General features: G+C 43.8%; 16 protein-coding genes. 2 read left to right on the top strand and 14 right to left on the bottom strand.

From position 1 onward, the window contains the following. Window positions 1-300: IS1182 family transposase (locus HMPREF9007_RS0125365; RefSeq protein WP_008760433.1), on the bottom strand; the 300-nt coding region annotated here is incomplete at its 3' end. A 104-nt stretch (window positions 301-404) separates the two neighbouring features. On the opposite strand from HMPREF9007_RS0125365, the gene HMPREF9007_RS05115 reads away from it, so the two are divergent. Together HMPREF9007_RS05115 and HMPREF9007_RS05120 are read left to right on the top strand one after the other, a co-directional pair. Then, window positions 405-1,499, top strand: a complete 1,095-nt coding sequence (locus HMPREF9007_RS05115; RefSeq protein ID WP_277754698.1) for a DUF1735 and LamG domain-containing protein — start codon at window positions 405-407, stop codon at window positions 1,497-1,499. 27 nt (window positions 1,500-1,526) lie between these two features. Next, a complete protein-coding gene (locus HMPREF9007_RS05120) occupies window positions 1,527-3,053 on the top strand; it encodes a DUF1735 domain-containing protein (protein ID WP_008763011.1) in 1,527 nt (508 codons plus the stop codon). Window positions 3,054-3,224: 171 nt separating this feature from the next. On the opposite strand, the gene HMPREF9007_RS05125 is transcribed toward HMPREF9007_RS05120, so the two are convergent. The 13 genes from HMPREF9007_RS05125 to HMPREF9007_RS05185 all read right to left on the bottom strand — a co-directional run bounded on the left by HMPREF9007_RS05125 (window position 3,225) and on the right by HMPREF9007_RS05185 (window position 17,197). Beyond that, entirely contained in the window at window positions 3,225-3,500 is a 276-nt protein-coding gene (locus HMPREF9007_RS05125; RefSeq protein WP_004303239.1) for a hypothetical protein, read from the bottom strand. Continuing rightward, complete coding sequence (locus tag HMPREF9007_RS05130; protein ID WP_004303240.1) at window positions 3,466-4,887, bottom strand: RNA-directed DNA polymerase; 1,422 nt, start codon at window positions 4,885-4,887, stop codon at window positions 3,466-3,468. The genes HMPREF9007_RS05125 and HMPREF9007_RS05130 overlap by 35 nt, the downstream gene beginning before the upstream one ends. 14 nt (window positions 4,888-4,901) lie before the next feature. Then, window positions 4,902-5,282 carry a four helix bundle protein gene (locus HMPREF9007_RS05135; RefSeq protein ID WP_004303241.1) on the bottom strand — a complete coding sequence of 127 codons (381 nt, stop codon included), beginning with the start codon at window positions 5,280-5,282 and terminating at the stop codon, window positions 4,902-4,904. Between the two features lie 145 nt (window positions 5,283-5,427). Next, a complete protein-coding gene (locus HMPREF9007_RS05140; protein ID WP_008763009.1) occupies window positions 5,428-6,240 on the bottom strand; it encodes a DUF1566 domain-containing protein in 813 nt (270 codons plus the stop codon). Between the two features lie 21 nt (window positions 6,241-6,261). Further along, on the bottom strand, window positions 6,262-7,053 hold the full coding sequence (locus tag HMPREF9007_RS05145; RefSeq protein ID WP_004303243.1) for a hypothetical protein: 792 nt from the start codon (window positions 7,051-7,053) through the stop codon (window positions 6,262-6,264). A 1-nt stretch (window position 7,054) separates the two neighbouring features. After that, window positions 7,055-13,270, bottom strand: a complete 6,216-nt coding sequence (locus HMPREF9007_RS05150; RefSeq protein ID WP_008763008.1) for a hypothetical protein — start codon at window positions 13,268-13,270, stop codon at window positions 7,055-7,057. Window positions 13,271-13,354: 84 nt separating this feature from the next. After that, window positions 13,355-14,128, bottom strand: coding sequence for a hypothetical protein (locus tag HMPREF9007_RS05155; protein ID WP_004303245.1), 774 nt, complete (start codon window positions 14,126-14,128; stop codon window positions 13,355-13,357). Next, a complete protein-coding gene (locus HMPREF9007_RS05160) occupies window positions 14,121-14,609 on the bottom strand; it encodes a hypothetical protein (protein ID WP_004303246.1) in 489 nt (162 codons plus the stop codon). Before HMPREF9007_RS05160 ends, HMPREF9007_RS05155 begins: the two co-directional genes overlap by 8 nt. Next, complete coding sequence (locus HMPREF9007_RS05165; protein ID WP_004303247.1) at window positions 14,599-15,447, bottom strand: hypothetical protein; 849 nt, start codon at window positions 15,445-15,447, stop codon at window positions 14,599-14,601. Before HMPREF9007_RS05165 ends, HMPREF9007_RS05160 begins: the two co-directional genes overlap by 11 nt. After that, window positions 15,447-15,725 carry a LysM domain-containing protein gene (locus HMPREF9007_RS05170; protein ID WP_004303248.1) on the bottom strand — a complete coding sequence of 93 codons (279 nt, stop codon included), beginning with the start codon at window positions 15,723-15,725 and terminating at the stop codon, window positions 15,447-15,449. Before HMPREF9007_RS05170 ends, HMPREF9007_RS05165 begins: the two co-directional genes overlap by 1 nt. Further along, window positions 15,722-16,225: a hypothetical protein gene (locus HMPREF9007_RS05175; RefSeq protein ID WP_004303249.1), complete on the bottom strand. Its 504-nt coding sequence runs from the start codon at window positions 16,223-16,225 to the stop codon at window positions 15,722-15,724. Before HMPREF9007_RS05175 ends, HMPREF9007_RS05170 begins: the two co-directional genes overlap by 4 nt. Next, window positions 16,225-16,722: an N-acetylmuramoyl-L-alanine amidase gene (locus tag HMPREF9007_RS05180; RefSeq protein WP_004303250.1), complete on the bottom strand. Its 498-nt coding sequence runs from the start codon at window positions 16,720-16,722 to the stop codon at window positions 16,225-16,227. The genes HMPREF9007_RS05175 and HMPREF9007_RS05180 overlap by 1 nt, the downstream gene beginning before the upstream one ends. Further along, window positions 16,715-17,197 (bottom strand): phage holin family protein, encoded by a 483-nt coding sequence (locus HMPREF9007_RS05185; protein WP_004303251.1) that lies wholly within the window; start codon window positions 17,195-17,197, stop codon window positions 16,715-16,717. Before HMPREF9007_RS05185 ends, HMPREF9007_RS05180 begins: the two co-directional genes overlap by 8 nt. Between the last annotated feature and the right edge of the window lies 1 nt (window position 17,198).

Here is a 17,198-nt window from a genome sequence, read left to right as displayed (position 1 = left end):
CGGATGTTCATTACCGGAAAGCCAGATATAATGAATATCACGTAGGAGAAGCTTCTCTATTTTGCGGCACGAATAGATATTGTTCATGTAGGCGTAGATAATCACCTTAAGCATCATTTTAGGATGATAAGGACAACGACCGGTTGCTTTATAAAGCTTCTTGAAATTGTCAAGATTGAGATTATCAACAACAGTATTAACTATGCGAACCGGATCGTTCGCTGCTATGTTTTCATCAATTCTTCCGGGAAAAAGAACTGTTTGGTTGGGAATGTAAGGACGAAAATGTAACTTTGCCATAACGAAAAACTTTATGCCTAAAGATACAAAAACTTTGGGTAATAACAAAGCCCGGGCTTGTGAAAGTCTGGGCTTTGTGCATAAAAAAAGGTTGTGCCAGCGTTTTGACACAACCTCCTTCACAAGTAGAAGCCTACAACTCACGCAATAATACCAGCTATGATATATTGCCGGCCAAACATTACCGATTGGAGAGCAACGAAATGACAATACGCGCAGGCAAAATCAATTCAGCTCCGTTACATATTTATTTTGAAAACCTGACAGAATTGGAGATTGATAAAGCATATCTCTGCCCAGTGTCTCTTAACTCTGCACAAGGTGTAGGCCTATTGGATGGCTCCACCACCTACTGGTATATAGTGAAACGCTCCAGCGCCATCACTACCGCTGTTGACTTACGCTATTGCTACGTCGAAGTTCCCGGATTCTATGTACCCAAATGGGGAACAGAGCCTGCCGGCAATGCTGCTCATCTGAACAATTTGAAGGCTGTCACCTTTGAAATAATCACCCGTATAACCAATTTCGACGAAGCCAATACAGACATTTCCAGTCTGATGGGCATCGAGCAATATTTCTGTTTCCGGGCAGGCGATGCAGGCTTCCCACGTCAACAGTTGCAGATACAGACTCCGGCAGGAAAGTTCCCCGAAGCCAACAAAGCCAAATTACTGAAAGAAAATGAATGGTACCATCTCGCACTAACGTACGACATTGCCACCAAAACAATTATTTTCTACGTCAATGGAAAAGAACAAAGCCGAAGCACTAACTATGGCAACAGCGAATTCTCCGAAATAAAACTTGCCAACCGCAAACAGGAAAGTTTTCCCGGTGCAAGCGATGGTGACTGGCTTTTCTACATAGGACGTTCTTATAATGACCGCTGGCTTATCGACCGTCAACTTAACGGTAATGTCTGTGAGGCACGTATCTGGGATGTAGCACGTACACAACAGGAAATCTGGAAAAACATGTACGACATTGAAGATCCGGAAAATGAAGCACACCTCGCTGCTTACTGGAAATTCAATGAAGGAAGCGGCAATGATATCAAGGATTACTCCAAATATCATAACGATGCACACATTGTTCGTTATTGGAAAGATTTCAATAGCAAAGAAGAATATGACGTAAAAAATGAGGAACTATGGCCAAGCGGCATAGAAGTTCCGCAAGTGAATAGGGAAGATTAGAAATGAGAAACTTATAAAAATCAAAATATGAAACAAATATTGAAACATATACTGATTCTGGCATTTGCGGCAGGTTTTATTGGGACTGCCTGCGAAAATAACGATCTTAATATCGATGCCGGTACATTCCCCGAAACCGGAGGTATAGGTCTTTCTATGGGTATATTACAAAGCGATAATTATGCGATGGAAAATCCACAGATAAACATGGACCATGCCAGTTTGAGCGATCAATTTCACATCAGCTTAACAGAACCGGCTTCACAGACAGGAAATTATACCGTAAAAGTAGACGAATCCAAAGTACTGGACTTCAATTCGAAACACGGAACGAATTACCCTCTGTATCCTACAGAATACGTAGATTTAGGTAACAGTGGAAAAATGACAATAGAGAAAGGAGAACAGCAGTCAAACTCTGTCTCTATTGCTTTCAAATATGATGAAGCCATAGAAGATTCTGTTATTTATGTGTTCCCTCTGACAGTAGAAGAGAACAATAGTTCCCCGGCCATATCTAGTGAACGCAAAACATTATATTATATAATTAATGTATGGGGAATGGCTCCTGCCGAATATAACGCTATAAAGAAAAACTTCATTCAGATAGCAGGGGTAGATCCCGAATTCACCAATCCTCTACTGCTCAACAAGCTCTATTTTGAATCTATGTCTCTTTCATCACCAGAAGTAGATTACTACAATCCATTCGATATAATCAACCTACAGTTCGCTACCGTCAAGGCAGACGATAATCAGTTGCCATCCTTATATCTAAAAGATGATCTGGCATACGTACTAAAAAAACGTGAGAAGTACATTGTACCATTACAACAGTTAGACCACAAAGTTTGCCTTGCCATTAAGGGAGCCGGAGAAGGAATTGGGTTTTCCAATCTGGGAGAAAAAGAAATGATGATATTTGTAGAAAGAATAAAACAAATGATTGATATATATCATTTAGATGGAGTCAATCTATATGATGCTAATTTTTCCTATGAAGAAAGTAATGAAAACATTAATGACTCAAACAATCTATGCAAATTCGTAGAATCTCTACGAGATAAGCTAGGAAACAAGATCATAACCTATACACAAACTTCTGAATCTCCGGAAGGGATTACTAATGACGCTAATTTGAAATTAGGAGAACTTGTAGATTATGCTTGGTGTGATCAATTGAACACAATTATTGATCCTTGGAGTACTCCTGAAAAATGGACACGTCCTATTGCAGGATTAAACAAAGAAAAATGGGGAGCTTTGAACACTGATATACATATATCAAGTGAACAAACTAATATTTTAGATCAAGTGATAGAAATGTTTACTCAACCCTCACCAATGATAACCGCTGGAATAAACCATGTATTTGTAGTAAATAGAGTAGACTATGTTAGTGCAGGAACGGAATCTTATGCACCGACTTATATGGCTTATGGTGCTATCTGTAACTTATGTGATATGGAAAAAGAATATTTTGTAACAGGTATTAACTCTCCAAATAATCAATACCTCAACATTCATGATCTTCTCATGCCTAAAGATTATTAAGATATAACATTCATATTTATAAAGCATCTGTGAATATGTACAATCGCCAAATCAAAAAATTCCCGACCGAAAAACAAAATGTGTCATTGAAACACATCTTAACATAAAACAAAATGTGATTTTTGGTGCAAATTTAAAGCCTGTTTAAACTCAATTAAACAGGCTTTAAATTTAATCAATGATCATGTAAACGGATAAATCAGGATTAGCAACAAGCGGAAGAACATCTTCGTCATCAAGAACGCTCATCGCATATCTATGAATACTCTTCTTTATCATTTCCAATGTTGGTTTTTCCAAGAATGTAGAACTGGCAAACGTTACCAGTTCGTTTCCTTCACTATCAGTTCTACCGATTGATTGTATTGCATATCGAATTATCCATGTTCCGTCGGATTGTTGTTCGATAGGCTTAGCTGATTTCAGGGGTAAGATATTTTTTCGCATTGCCTTTTCTTATTTGTTTTTTTACTTGTTTCTTAAAATTATACTCACTCTTTATTACAAAAACTTCCCAATGTCCTTCAACGTATATATATTGCCACCATTCAGGAGCAATAATCTTTCCGATTTTACGCCTTAGATTGTACGTATTGAAATGTCTCATCAATCCATAGTAACTGTTCATCGTAGCCACGAAAGTCTCAATATGGGCTTCGCAGAAGCCTTCTTTTGCGATCTTGTTATACTTGCTGACTGCATCATATATATTTCCCACGACACGATTTGATATATAGATTCTACCGGGAAGAATAAATGCACCTACGAACAGGACACCTTTTGAATAGTGTTGTATATATATCTTTTTAGGATGCAGTTCCAAAAGCAACTGTTCTTTCAGATAACTATTGAGTAAAGGAACATTCTTCAGGATATCCTCTTTAAAACGCATGACAAAACCAAAGTCATCGACAAAACGCACATAGTGCTTTATCCCGCATATTACAGTCACATAATAGTCAAACACCGAGCCTATGAAATTCGCAAACTTTTGAGAAGGAAGATTGCCAATGGCGACGCCACGTTCCGGGCTGCTGTAAAACAGACTTTTGTCTTTCGGCAGTTTATCCCATAGATGTAAGGGAGACTTCCTACGACATTTTTTTTGTGGCTGGTGGAATATGACAATCCGAAGCAGATACAGCAAACATTCGATGTCGTCTTTCTTGTAATTGTCGCGAACAAATATATCAATCATTTCCCATAATAGAGACTTCGACATGGACATAAAAAAACTTTTTAAATCACCTTTAAAGATGTATGCGTCCTGTGTGTAGTTCTTGCTGACTTCTTTAATCATTTCGTCCATACGCATAACTGCAGACAGGCATCCTTCCCCTATCCGGCAATTCTTTGAAACGTTTCCCTGTGCCTGAAAGCGTTCCTCCAAAATCGGGTCAAGGCGAAGATCGATCCAGTGGTGTACGACACGGTCGATATAAGCAGCAGCAAATACTTCACGCAACACGGGCTTTTTGCGCATGAAGCAGTCAGAGAACCCCGGTTCATAATGACCGTATCTTATACTTTCCCATACGGCAACCAGCCCCGTATCATAATTGAAGGAAAACTCAATACAGTCATCAGTATTGCGCTTTTGCCTGCAGCAGTCATCGTATGCTTCTATAATTGAGGATAAGGGTATGTCATAGATCGGTTTATCTGTTGCGGAAACGGGACGAACCCTGCCTGCGTTAGTCTTGTTGTTCGTGTTCACGTTGCCGTTGTTCATGTTCACGTACCACGCGTTCGAGGATTCAGCATTCACTGTCTTAGTCTTTCCCGGTTCATCACCGGAGGAATGCCCAATAGATAAATTAGATTGCTCTCCCATAAACTCCGTGAAGATTATGGCTCTGGCTTTACGGAAGCTGTCTTCTCTTGGGAAGCGGTGAAATTTCGCCACCCTAAAATTTGCTTTTCAACTGACGTGACCATCTCAATGATGTCTGCTGTCGTCTGAATATTGATCAGTTTCCGGTCTCGACATACCCTTAATAAGAGTTTCAATGTATCAAACTTAACAAGGAATTCGTTCAGGTATTCCACGCGACGCGGAAGACTTGAATTTGCATAACGGATCAATTCACAACAGCGAAGGGCAGACATCATAAGTTCCGTACCGAATTCGTACCTGTAATTCTTCGGAAACTTGTCTCTTGCATCGAGTATCAACATTAATAACCGATACATACACTGATAGACTGGTCTGTCTTCTGCCTTTCCCATGTTAATTTTTGATATTTTTAAAATTTTTCTTTTACTCCGCAAAGTTAATGATTGTCAAACTATTAACACTCATTTTTTCAAAATTTTAAAACTTAAAAAGCCCCTACCGGGGCTAATTAAGCGTAACTATCTAAGAGATAAAGAGTTAAAGAGATAAAGATTCTATTGCGGAAACGGGACGAACCCTGCCTGCGCTAGTCCTGGTGTACGTGCCCACGCTGCCGTTGTTCATGCCCACGTACCACGCGCTCGAGGGGTCGTATTCGGTGCTGCTCCAGTACCAGTCGGTTGTAATTATATTTTGATTACCTGATACAGAGGATAATAGCTCATTGATTTCGGTCTTATATTTAGCGATGGTAATGAGTTCTCCTTCGCTGGGAAGATACCACTCGGTTTTGTCTTCAAGTCCGTCCAGTTCAAGCGTACAAGCCTTATAGTTCTTTGCTGCTTCCGCGGCTGGTGCACCGACAACACCGGAATTATCCTTAACTCCTGCGGTGGCTTCTATGATAGCATCTGTATTTTGCTTTCCGTCTGCCGTTTCATAAAGCCCTTGATTACCGTTCCCGTAATTCTTAACGCCACGGATGTCCGTACCGTATGCCCCCCATTTGAAAGTACGTCCGCCTATATCGTCAGTGCAGTCGCTTTTCGCTATGACGAACTGGCGACGATCCGCACGGATACGGACACCTATACGCAGGTATTTTGAACGGTTATTTGCACTAAGGGAATTCCATTCTTCAGCAGTAAAGAACACATTGACACCGTCTTCGATCCGGATTGTGGCAAAGGACAGGTCAAGCAACCCGCCAGCCCATCTGATATATTTTGCAATGTCACTGGCAGGCGTATTTTCGTTCACGCTGGTGAAACCGATCTCCTGCAAAACAGATACCTGTTCTTCTTTATTCATACGCAAAAGCAATGCGCTTTCATTATTCTTGTCTGTCATAAATACACTGTTTTTAATGGGTTAATCTTCTGCCGTTGCCCTTACATGCAACAGGCTTGTATTTTTATTCTGTACGGTCATGTGTCCGGTATTCAAATTACACGTCCATGCATTTGTCGTATCATAGTACGTGCTCGTCCAATAGTATTTGTCCGTCAACAGCATGCTGTCACTGCTCCAAAATGCACGCAGCATTTCATTGATTTGGTCACGGTATCGATACATGATCATCATCTGTCCGGAAGAAGGCAAGAACCATTCTGTATCATCTTCCAGACCGTCGCCATCAAGCGTGAAGGCTTTATAGGCTACGGCAGCTTCCGCAGCGGGTGCGCCTTCCACACCGTTCGAGTTTGTTCCTTTCAGGGCATCAAGGATCAGGTGTGTATCCTCTTTCCCGGTGAAGCAGGTGTACATTTTGCCCAGCATCTTTGCGGAAAGCCCGTCGATCGTTTTACCAAGACCGCCCCAATAGAAACTGGAGGACAAGTCCCCTGCATAACATTCCTGTGCAGCGATGACAAAGGACTGCGAATGCGCCCGGATACACAAACCACGACGGATAAACTTCAACTTGTTGGCAGGGGTCAACGAGTTCCATTCCTCACGGGTAAAATACCATTTGGAATTATCGGAAATCCGGTTACATGCCACCCGCATGTCCAGCAATCCGGCAGCCCACTTTATCCGGTTCGGGAACTCGCTGGCACGCGAGTTCTCCGTAATGTCGGCAAAGCCTACCGCCTGCAGGGCTTTTACCTGTTCCTGTTTATTGAGGCGCAGCAGGGTTGCGCTCTGTTCTTTTGTACTCATGTTATTTGCTGTTTACTATATCGTTAATATCCATATTTTCTTCCGCAAACCGTTGAAGGTATTCTTCATAGGTTTCACCATTATAATAGTCTATGATTTCACCCACATTATCCAGTGTGACTTCGGGATAATAAGGTTCTCCACCGTATGCTTCCGCATTAAACCAGTCGATGATCTTGATATAAGCGTCGATTATAGTGCTGACTGTCAGACCTTCGAAGCCGTTCCGGATCGCTTCTATATCCGAGTTCTCGATAACTTCATCCAGCAGATAGTTCCCGGTAAGTACGGGCTTCTCTACCTGATTACCGTTTTCATCCAGTCCCCCGATACCGAGCTGCAGGATTTCCAACACTTCCGAACCGTTCCCGATGAAATCACGGTTGGTGATACGGATATGGCGGAATACGACATTACCTTCCTGCGAATCGATTATATCGCGGATCATTTTTACAACGTCGATAAGCGGGCAGTTTTCCACGCGCAGTGTGGTGATGTTCGGCATGGATTCAACAACGATGCCTGTGTCCGCATTCAGCCCCTTATAGCTCAACTTATCGAGGTTCATCAACTTGAACTGTGTCATGGTGGTCGGAAGTTCCGCATATTGAACCGGACAGCCACCCACAAAGTTGACGATCTGCAAGGAACTGCCGTATGCCAACAGGCGCAAAAGGCGTGTTGCCCCGGTCAGGTCAAGGGACACCAGCTTTTTGAAGTTCTCGACGTTCAGGAGTCTCATATACGGTTTTTCACCAAGTGGAAGGTCTGTGACGCTATTGTTAGCGTATCCTTCGCGCTTGCTACCGAATACCAGTTCCTCGACACGGATCAGCGTAGTGAAGTCCTTTGCCTGTGTACCGTCGATGTTGACAGTACTCAAATCACCCAAAGACTTGATCTTCGATGCACCGATGATATAGATCGCGCTCGATGAGTTTGAGCCGTCGAAATGGAATGTCACCTTTGAACCGTCTTCTTCCGCCCATGCCCCCTGTTGTGCAGCAGGCGTGTTGAATCCCGCCCACAATTTCCACTGTTCGCTTGCGGTCACTTCGATATTGATGTTCTCACCGATAGCGCGGAACATGCACATGTTATTTGCCTTCAGGATCGTGCTGACACCGAAGTACGCATCAAGGAAATCATAACGGGCAGACACGTAGTAATGTCGGTAAGGGATACCCATACCGGAAATTACGTTGAATGCCTGACCGCCCGGATTGGTGATATACTTCGCTACCGAGTCACGGCAGGCAACGATTGCGGGTATCATCAGGTGGTCTTTTTCTTCCGATTCACGTAATACGGCTTCATAGGAGAAGGCAGACTCGCCACCCGGAAGGCGCGATGTACGGATTTTTTCTGCGGTCGCTGCAAGTCCGACCTGATCATAACGCCACATGCCTTGCCATACGACACTCATACGTCCGGCAAACACGTTTTCCCCTTCCATGACGCTATCGAGCATCACATTATAGGGAAGTTTGAAAATACCGGAGTTATTCTTTCCGTTCGTACTGTCCGAGTCGTAGTCATGATTCATATACCAGCGATAGACACCATCCGGGCACAAATACAAAGCCCACATACTGTTCTTTGACAACTGGTCGACGCCTGAATGATACAGGATACGAACCAAGTACGCGCGGAAAGAAGCCACGCTGCAATACTTGTCCATTTCCTCAACCAGTTTCCGGTATCGGTTTTCAATCGTGTCGCTGACCTGTACACCGTTGATGCTGATTTTGCCGCCTGCCATACGGTTCTTCGGATTACATGAATACACCCATTCACAAAACTGTTTCCAGCGGTACGGTGTCTTCTTTCCAAGCGCGTAGGCAAGACTCATGTCATCATCATCCGGTGTACGGAATTCAAAGAACATCGTCCATTTCGGGACAAGGCTTTCCGTTGACAATTCCCCACCGTACAAGCCTTTCACCCACTTGCTGTGCGTCGATTGCATAGTCATGAAGTTATCGATGTCATCGAAGATGCACATTCCTTCATAATCGAGCATTTCAACACATTCAACCGGGTTCAGGACACGCCCGGTAACGACCGTTTTTTTACCGTTAAAAGAGATTGTCCCGGTTGTGTTCTTCCATGCCCCGTCGACATATTCCATGAACTTGTACGAAGCGTCCGTCGATTTGGTAAGCATGTAGATCGTATCCTGATCATAGTCGCCAGTATGGGACATGAAATAGGATTCCGTCACGTCCGGAAGGTCGGTGAAGTCGCCATAACTTAAACAGTCAGCATTGTATCCGGGAACGTCCTTGAAGCCGAAAGTCGGTGGGTTACCCTTGTCAATGTTCCAGTCACCACGACACCAAAAATAAGCATCGTTTATATTCCCGGTATCCGACTTGAAGACAAGCACACTGTTACCATCAATAGAGGTACGCAAGTCCAGCGTGTTGTTTTCATCCGCATAATACGCGTTTTGCGCTGGTGTCATGTATTCCTCGCCCAAAGCCTTCTGCATATCGTTATTGATACGGGAAATCGGGGTGTTCACCTTGTCGGGTGATGCATAGTTGACCTTCAGGCAGACTTTGTCGAACGGAATACTTTTGCCACGTAGAATGATTTTTTTGTTTGCGATTGCGTCGAGCAAAGCCTGCGGAGCAAGTTCCGGATACATTGCGCGGATGGTTGCCTTTTTCAGCTTGTATTTCCTGTTCTTATAGGTCGGATAGAAAGCGGATGTCGTACCCTGATTGGTCGTTTCCACATTCTCGAAAATAAGGCTCATGCCTTTGTCCTTACAGAACAGGTACAGGTCTGTATATATCTTGGTGGACGTATCCGTTACGTTATCAAGCGTTTCAAGTTTATAGTCCCCATGTGGCATTTCCACCAGACAGTCGCACATTTCAAGTGCTTTGTTCAGGTCGATTTTGTTGTCGGTAAGGATGTCATTCTTTTTGTTCAAAGCGATCATTTCGTCCGTGTCGGACTTCCCGATTACAAACTCGTCGTTGATTTGTTCGTCAGCCATTTCCTTTTCCCATGAAAGCAAACGGTACATGTACAGTTCCCCGGCTGTTCCGGAGAAGCTGATTTGTTCGGAGTGCTTGATCGCGCTTTGTCCTGCCGTATACTTGGATGCGCCAATCAAGTCCCCGTCGCAATATAGCTTGATATAGCCTTTGCCGTCCTCTTCCGCATTTGCCTTTTCAATGACGAAGGCAAACTCGTAGATGTCACCCGGTTTGAAATACCGTTCGATAAGTTCAGTTCCGAGTGCTTTAAAGTACACACATTTTGAAGTGATACGCCATCCGATTTGGTTTGCTTCGTCCCAACATGACACGACGTTCGCATCAGGATCGGCAGCGTTCTGCGTCTTTATTTTGATAATGGTAGTCGATCCGGTCTGCTCAATGTTGGTACGGTTATAGGGACGATAAGTACACAATGCGGTAGCATCATCCGAAACCTTGAACGCCTTTCCTTCGGTCTTATCGATGACAAAGGCATTCGTGGAATAGTTGAACCCGTTCTGCTTCATTTCGTAAAGTCCGTACAGCCATGACTTGTCCTGATCCGAATTGTCCTTGTCTGCCGGATTGAAATAAATCATATAACTGGAATCACCGTTGATGTCAATGACGGAACTGTTAACGGAGTACTCAATCGTATTGCTTTCTCCAGCCCCGCATTTTCCGTAAATACCCAACACGTTCCTGATATTGTCCGCAATCGAAAAGCCGTCAACACGGGTGGACAGGTTGAATGTACTGTTACGTCCTACTGATACGGTAGTCATCACCGTATCGGTTTCACTATTGTCTCCGGTAGAGGTATTGGTAACTTTTGCGACCTTGTGTATTTCAACATGAGCATCGGTAGCGACATGACCGGGATCATAGCACGCCACTTCGATATTGAGGTTTGCGTACTGTTTAGCAGCCCATGCTGTTTCCGTGTCTTCCGAATGTGCCAGCGCGACAACAGGCATAAGGCTGGACGGGTTGACGATCATCACGTCAAAGAACTGGTAGTTCGACCATACGCCCGATTCCACGTCCTGTGCGACGACTTTGATAGTATATGCACCATGTTTCAGTCCCAAAGACGAAACGTTGATTTGCAAGTCCTGTGAGCGTGTAGAAGCCACGCTGGTCTGTGAGATCAGCTTCCATTCGTCACCTGTTTTGATATGAGCCGTAACGGTTGACTTATTGGCAGAGGACAGTTTGAACACGTCCGTCATGGTGACGAGTCCCGAACCTTCCTGCAATGTTTTGTACAAAGCCCATACGCGCGAAAGTTTCAGGTTTACAGCCGTGACGCTGATTGTCTTCTGTGCGGTATTTCCCCCGTCATCGGTAGCAACGACCACGAACTTGCGGTTCATCGCTTCACTAAAATAGCTTTTAACGGGAATCGTGAAAGTGTAGTCCGTATCTGACGAGGAACTTTCCCGGTTCACGTTGAAAGTTTCAAGCGTTTCACCTGTTGACTTGTCTTTCAGTTGCAGGGTTTCGATGTTGTTGTATGAAACCATCTCACCCGATCCGGTACGCGACATGATCGCAAGCCTGATTGTCAGGTCGTCAGTTCCGAGTGCGGCATACAAGGAGGTCTTTTGCGGATAGATGTACACGATTGTCCCGGCAACGTCCCCACCGCCACCAGTTCCGACTGCAAAGGTGAAACCGTCGCCTAGCGGCATTCCTTCCGCATTTTTCATATATACACGCACCGTCCCGTCTTCTGCCTGTTCTCCATCCACGTCAACGGGCATGGCATCATAAATAGCACCGCCTGCTACCGGATTAGTGCTGTCCTTGATAATTTCGGAATCAGTATCGACAGTTCCTCCGGCAGTAGAACCGAAGTCAGTCCATGCTGCCAAGTCATTATAATCGGCACGGGACGCGCACAACTGTTTGGATTCAAATGTTTCCTTTCCGGTACGGTAGATAATAACCACACCGGGCTTGATACATTCCGTTTCATTCGCTGTCTCGTAAGCTGTCAAGGCATTGATAGCTGTTTGAAGAATATAATATCCGCTTGATAGTGGTGCAATTTCATCGACCAGTAGCACCGCGCCTTTGCCCGTCATGTCACCACCAGCACCACCGAAGTCCGTCCAGTTCGTTTCTGTGGCAAAACCTTCAAGGGATGATCCGGCAAACTGCTTTGACTCCCATTCACCATCAGCAACTTTATAGGTTAATACTATACCCGGTTTGCGGTAAGTTATATTATCCACATCCTCCCTTTCCGTTATTGCGGCAATAGCTGCGGGCAAGGAATAGACAGAGCCGCCACAGATTTCGTTGACATTGATAACGGACAGGGCTTTATACGCCAGCGACAAGCCGGAAGACGCGGTAGTCTGTGCACCTTCAGCCAATTTCTTTGCCGCTTTTGCCGACAAGTCCGCGGACGCAGCTAGCTGCATCGCGTCGGAGTCGGCAGAAAGTAATGTTCCGGCATAGTAGATGTATGATTTATTGCCGAACAAGTATATTTTATTCTCGTGCGGGTGTGTCCGGTCGGTGTTCATATAGTTATCAACACCTTTCCAACTTGGATAATATTTGTTATCTACGAAATAGGCAAATTTACCCTTACTGGCAATAAACACAATCTTACCGCCTTCAGCGGTTGCACTGGACTGCTCCAGCACGATGGAAGAGTCTGTTGCGATTTCGTCGAAGCGTTCCGTAGAGTGATGTACGAAATCTACCATTAAAGAAGACACGTCCTGTGATGTACTGTTGGCATCGTCGGAAAGGCTTTTAAGTTTACCCCATACTGTCCCGTCTTCGCTTTCCGATGCTTCTTCCGTACCGACGTTATCGGACAATCTTCCGATATCCTCATTCGCTTTTTTTGCGGATTCTGCGGCTTCATCTGCTTTCTTTTGTGCAGCATCTGCCGTTTTCTTTGCCGTCTCTACATCTTCTTTTTTTGCGTATACGGAAAGGTTACCTGTCGTGCTGACAAGTTTCCAGCCCGGATTTTGAAAGGCGTAGATGTTGCCATTATCGGCTGCATCGGGGTGACTCTCATCATATACCGTCACAATTTGACCGAATTTCAACGGCTTTCCGTCAGAGCCAGCTGGGGAAGTACTGTCCGCGTTCATCTTCGCAACGGTCGTATATGTATTGCGGATACCCAGTCCCACCTGATTCTTTTCCGCTTCATTGATGACATCCAGTGTCTCATCAATCAAACCGCCCACCTCGTCAGGTGATATGGATAAGGAATCTTTCTTTGCAGAAAGTTCCTGTGCCCGTCTTTTAATTCGTATATTGTTGCCATTATATTACTTCTTTACTAAAAATTGAACCTGATAGGAAAAACCTTCGGGAAAGTCTCTTATAGCTTCCTGTTTGGATATGTCATATATATATGCTGCCCCATTTACAAGTTGGAAAGTATGAATTGCGGCAAAATTGTCATTCCTTACAACAATTTGAGGTTTGCGGTCTGCTTCATAATAGTCATAATATACCCACGGTGAAGAAGCACCCGAAAAAGCCTTCAAAGCCCTAAAATTAATTTTAACGATATCAAAACCCTGATTGCTTTTGAACACTTTAAAAGAGACCGAAAGACTATCTTCAGGGATGCCACCACTTACTTTGGTACGAATCTCTTTTTCTTCATAAATCATCAGGTAATCATTCATGCTTTTTACCGAAGAAGCAGACACATAAATATCCGACGAGGTAACCGTATCAGTGAGTTCCACTTTTCGGTATTGATACACATTGTTTTCGGATGTATTTTCATATATTTCCTTTTGACCTTCCGTGCTGACCACTTTCCAGTATAGGTTAGCGTTCAAGCCACCTTGAAAACTGCCTTCCTCCACCCTGTAAACTTCCCCGTTAATGGCTATATAACCTTCTTCCCAGCTATAAGTCGTCGGATGTCCGGCAATAGCGATAGGAGGCGGCACATTACACCCGGAAAGAATGACATTGCCGTATGTACTGACTATTCCTTTCACAGTGTCCGCAAATGCGCTTTGCATAAAGTCCAAATCATCCAAATAAAATGGCTGCCCGCCTTCTTTAAATAACAGTTTATTCATATTCGTATATTTTAAGGACGTAGGTTCGTCCGGCTGGTTTATAATAGTCTATCAAATTTTTAATTTCACCCTCATACGCTGACAGGAACGACGGTATGTTCACCATGTAATTCCCTGAATAGTTTCCTTCACCGCGCTGCTGGATATATTTTATTTCCGCCCCTTCGCTCCGTTTATGCAGATAGGACGGTATTTGCTCTTCCCTACGGTGATACAGGTACGACTCCTTTCCCGCAATATCGGTGATGTATATTTCCCTGTTTTTTAAGAAAAACCTGTCGTTTAGAACTTTCTCGATATATATCACCTGACCGTTTATATTCAGCTTGTCAATAGCCTGTTTACGGTAACTTTTAAACAGGGTGTAAATGAAGATTAAAGGGAGAAGGAAGATGGATATAATTGCAAATATCTTCCTTTTCCTTAATGATGGACGAAGCACATACTGCGCGTATTTGATAATGTCAAAATCATACCACATAAGTCAGAGAAGTTTCAAGGCTGTTCAGGATGAAGCACCCGGCTACAGCCGTATAGTTATTATTTTTAATTACGTTATATTCCGTAGCGGATGCCGCTTTTGCGGCACATTCTCCAAGTTCGATATCCAGTACTCCTTCAACCTTCTGTATCGCGTCAACAAGTTTTGTCTTATTGAATTTACCTCCATACTCGATGCCTTTCAGATAATCGTTGATGGCGGCAAGTACTGGCTTGCTGCCATCCGTCAGGCGGACACCGGAAGCATTGATAACCATCGGGTCGACTTCTATGGTGGCGTTGATACGGATGTCATCCGCTTTCATTGATTGAATAGAGAGAATCACCCCGGCAATCTTAATCGAATTCATATAGCTTTTAAATGCCGTTAGAACGTCCCCGGTCAAAGGACATGGAAGCCCGCCTTCGTCTCCGGACACGAGTATCTGAATACTTCCCCCGCGATCTTTGACCGCCACATACTTGACAAGCTGTTTGGCTTCGTCGATAGCGGAATACCGGAACTGGTATTTTTCCAGATCATAGACCAGCGGATCACCATACTGAAAAGCCAGCGCACTGCTATGATACCAGCGCACCGTCGGTATGATATTAGCGTCAATTCGTTCCTCTACGTCCGTCTTGAACTGGTCAAACATTTGCTCTATGACGTGCGCTGTTGCCGCAAAAATGTAGAACAGGGTGCTTTCTATTGACACGGGAGAAAACACCGAATCAAAGTCGGCATCACCTGTGATACCATATATGTCCCGGATAATGCTGTTAGACATATAGGCATCCGTCATTTCTTTCTTTATTTCTGCGATTGTTCTAGCCATTACTTAAATTGTTCGGTAAATTGTTCAGTGAAAATTCTCAATCGTATTGCATTCGACGCGGTTTCAGAAGTAGCCGGGCAAACGGAGTTCCTCCGGCAGTAATCAGCTAGTTCACTGTTATACACCTTCTCCGGTATTTCGATTTGCTGTCCGGCTTGAAGGGAGTCTGTTATGCTCATATCGTTTGCCTTTGCAAGCATAAATACCGCTTCAATTGTACCATATTCCTGCACGGCTATATCCAGCAGGGTTTGTCCGGCTTGTACTACTGTTTTCATCTTACATTTTTATAAATAAAAAATACAAATGCAATAAAAAAGGCTGCTATTACGGCTTTTGCCCACGGAGGAATGTACGCGACCTTTTCAACGATCTTTGTATCATTCTTCTCCTGTTTCTCTAATTGTTCCTTCAATGTCAGCAGGGTTTCCTGAATTTCTTGTATTTGCACCTGTAACTGTTCGTTATATGTTTCTTTCTCCTGCTTGGTTGACGTTCCTGTCGCTGTTTCCGTAGAGGTCGGGTATTGTTTCCCTGTGCTATCCGGTGGCGAATAGTTCGTCTTCTGCCAGTTGAATTCCATTTGCTGCATCATCTCGATAATTCGCTCAACGTTCTTGTTTACGTCGACCTGCGCTTTGTCTGTAGAAACTTCTTCCTGTTCCGTCTGTTTCTGTTCCGTGTTATCCTGATGGACGGTCGTGTCAATTTTTGACGAACGACAGGAACAGACAGATAACACCACGATTGAGAATAAAAAAACGAGTATCTTTTTCATTACGGTCGAACGATTACAGGTGGTAAAAATGAGGTAAATTCACTCTTTACGTCGAAGCAGGGACATTCTTTCATCCACTCGCATTTTTCGACGATGCCGTTCCCGTTTTTGTCCGGGCTGGTATCGCGATGTCCGAGGATATCAATAATGTCGTGGCGATGACAGATGTCCTGAACGAGCTCGCGCATGGCTTTCTTCTGTGCGTCTGTCCGGGTATCCTTTGCCTTACCGTTTTTATCCAGTCCCCCCTCATAGCAGATACCGATTGAACATCGGTTATAACTGGTATTCGTACCGGGAACGATAAAGTTGTCATGTGCTCCGACTTCGTTTTCCGCCCGCATGGGGATCACGCGACCGTCTTTCCGGATATAATAGTGGTATCCCCATTTACCGAAGCCACGGGCTACATGTGAATCGTTGATTTGTTTCTCTGTGAAATCCTTGTCCTCGCGTGTTGCGGAACAATGGATGATAATGTATGTAGGTTTATTCATCTTTCTTTTCCTCCTTATTTTCTGTTTCTTTATCTAATGTTTTTTTGATAATATCCAGCATCTGCTGTTTTGTTAATGCTGACTGTAAAATGTTTACTACATCTTCAGCCGACCGTTTTGTTTTATCTTCCGCTTTCTCCCAAATGCTACGGAATTCCACTGCCAGCAGAAATGCGGTTACGACGGAACAAAAGACGGGAAGGCATTTCAAAACAGGAAGATGTACAAATTCAAAAAAATGGCAAACATAGAAGGTTGAGTCTAAACATAGAGCAATAGTCAAGCTTCCGAAATACAGAATAAACTTACTAACAGTTCTTTTCATGCCGTACGAATTACGTTTTTCTTTACGCAGTTTCGCTTTATGCCATCCTGATGCAAAATCCCACCCCATTGCGATTGATGTCACTATACATTCAAATAAACCGATGATTAACAGGGTTGATATGCCATTGAAGTTATCAAATATTTCCATG

This window comes from Bacteroides sp. 1_1_14 (assembly GCF_000162515.1).
GTDB classification, from domain to species: domain Bacteria; phylum Bacteroidota; class Bacteroidia; order Bacteroidales; family Bacteroidaceae; genus Bacteroides; species Bacteroides thetaiotaomicron.
This window is presented reverse-complemented; position numbering and strand designations above follow the sequence as displayed.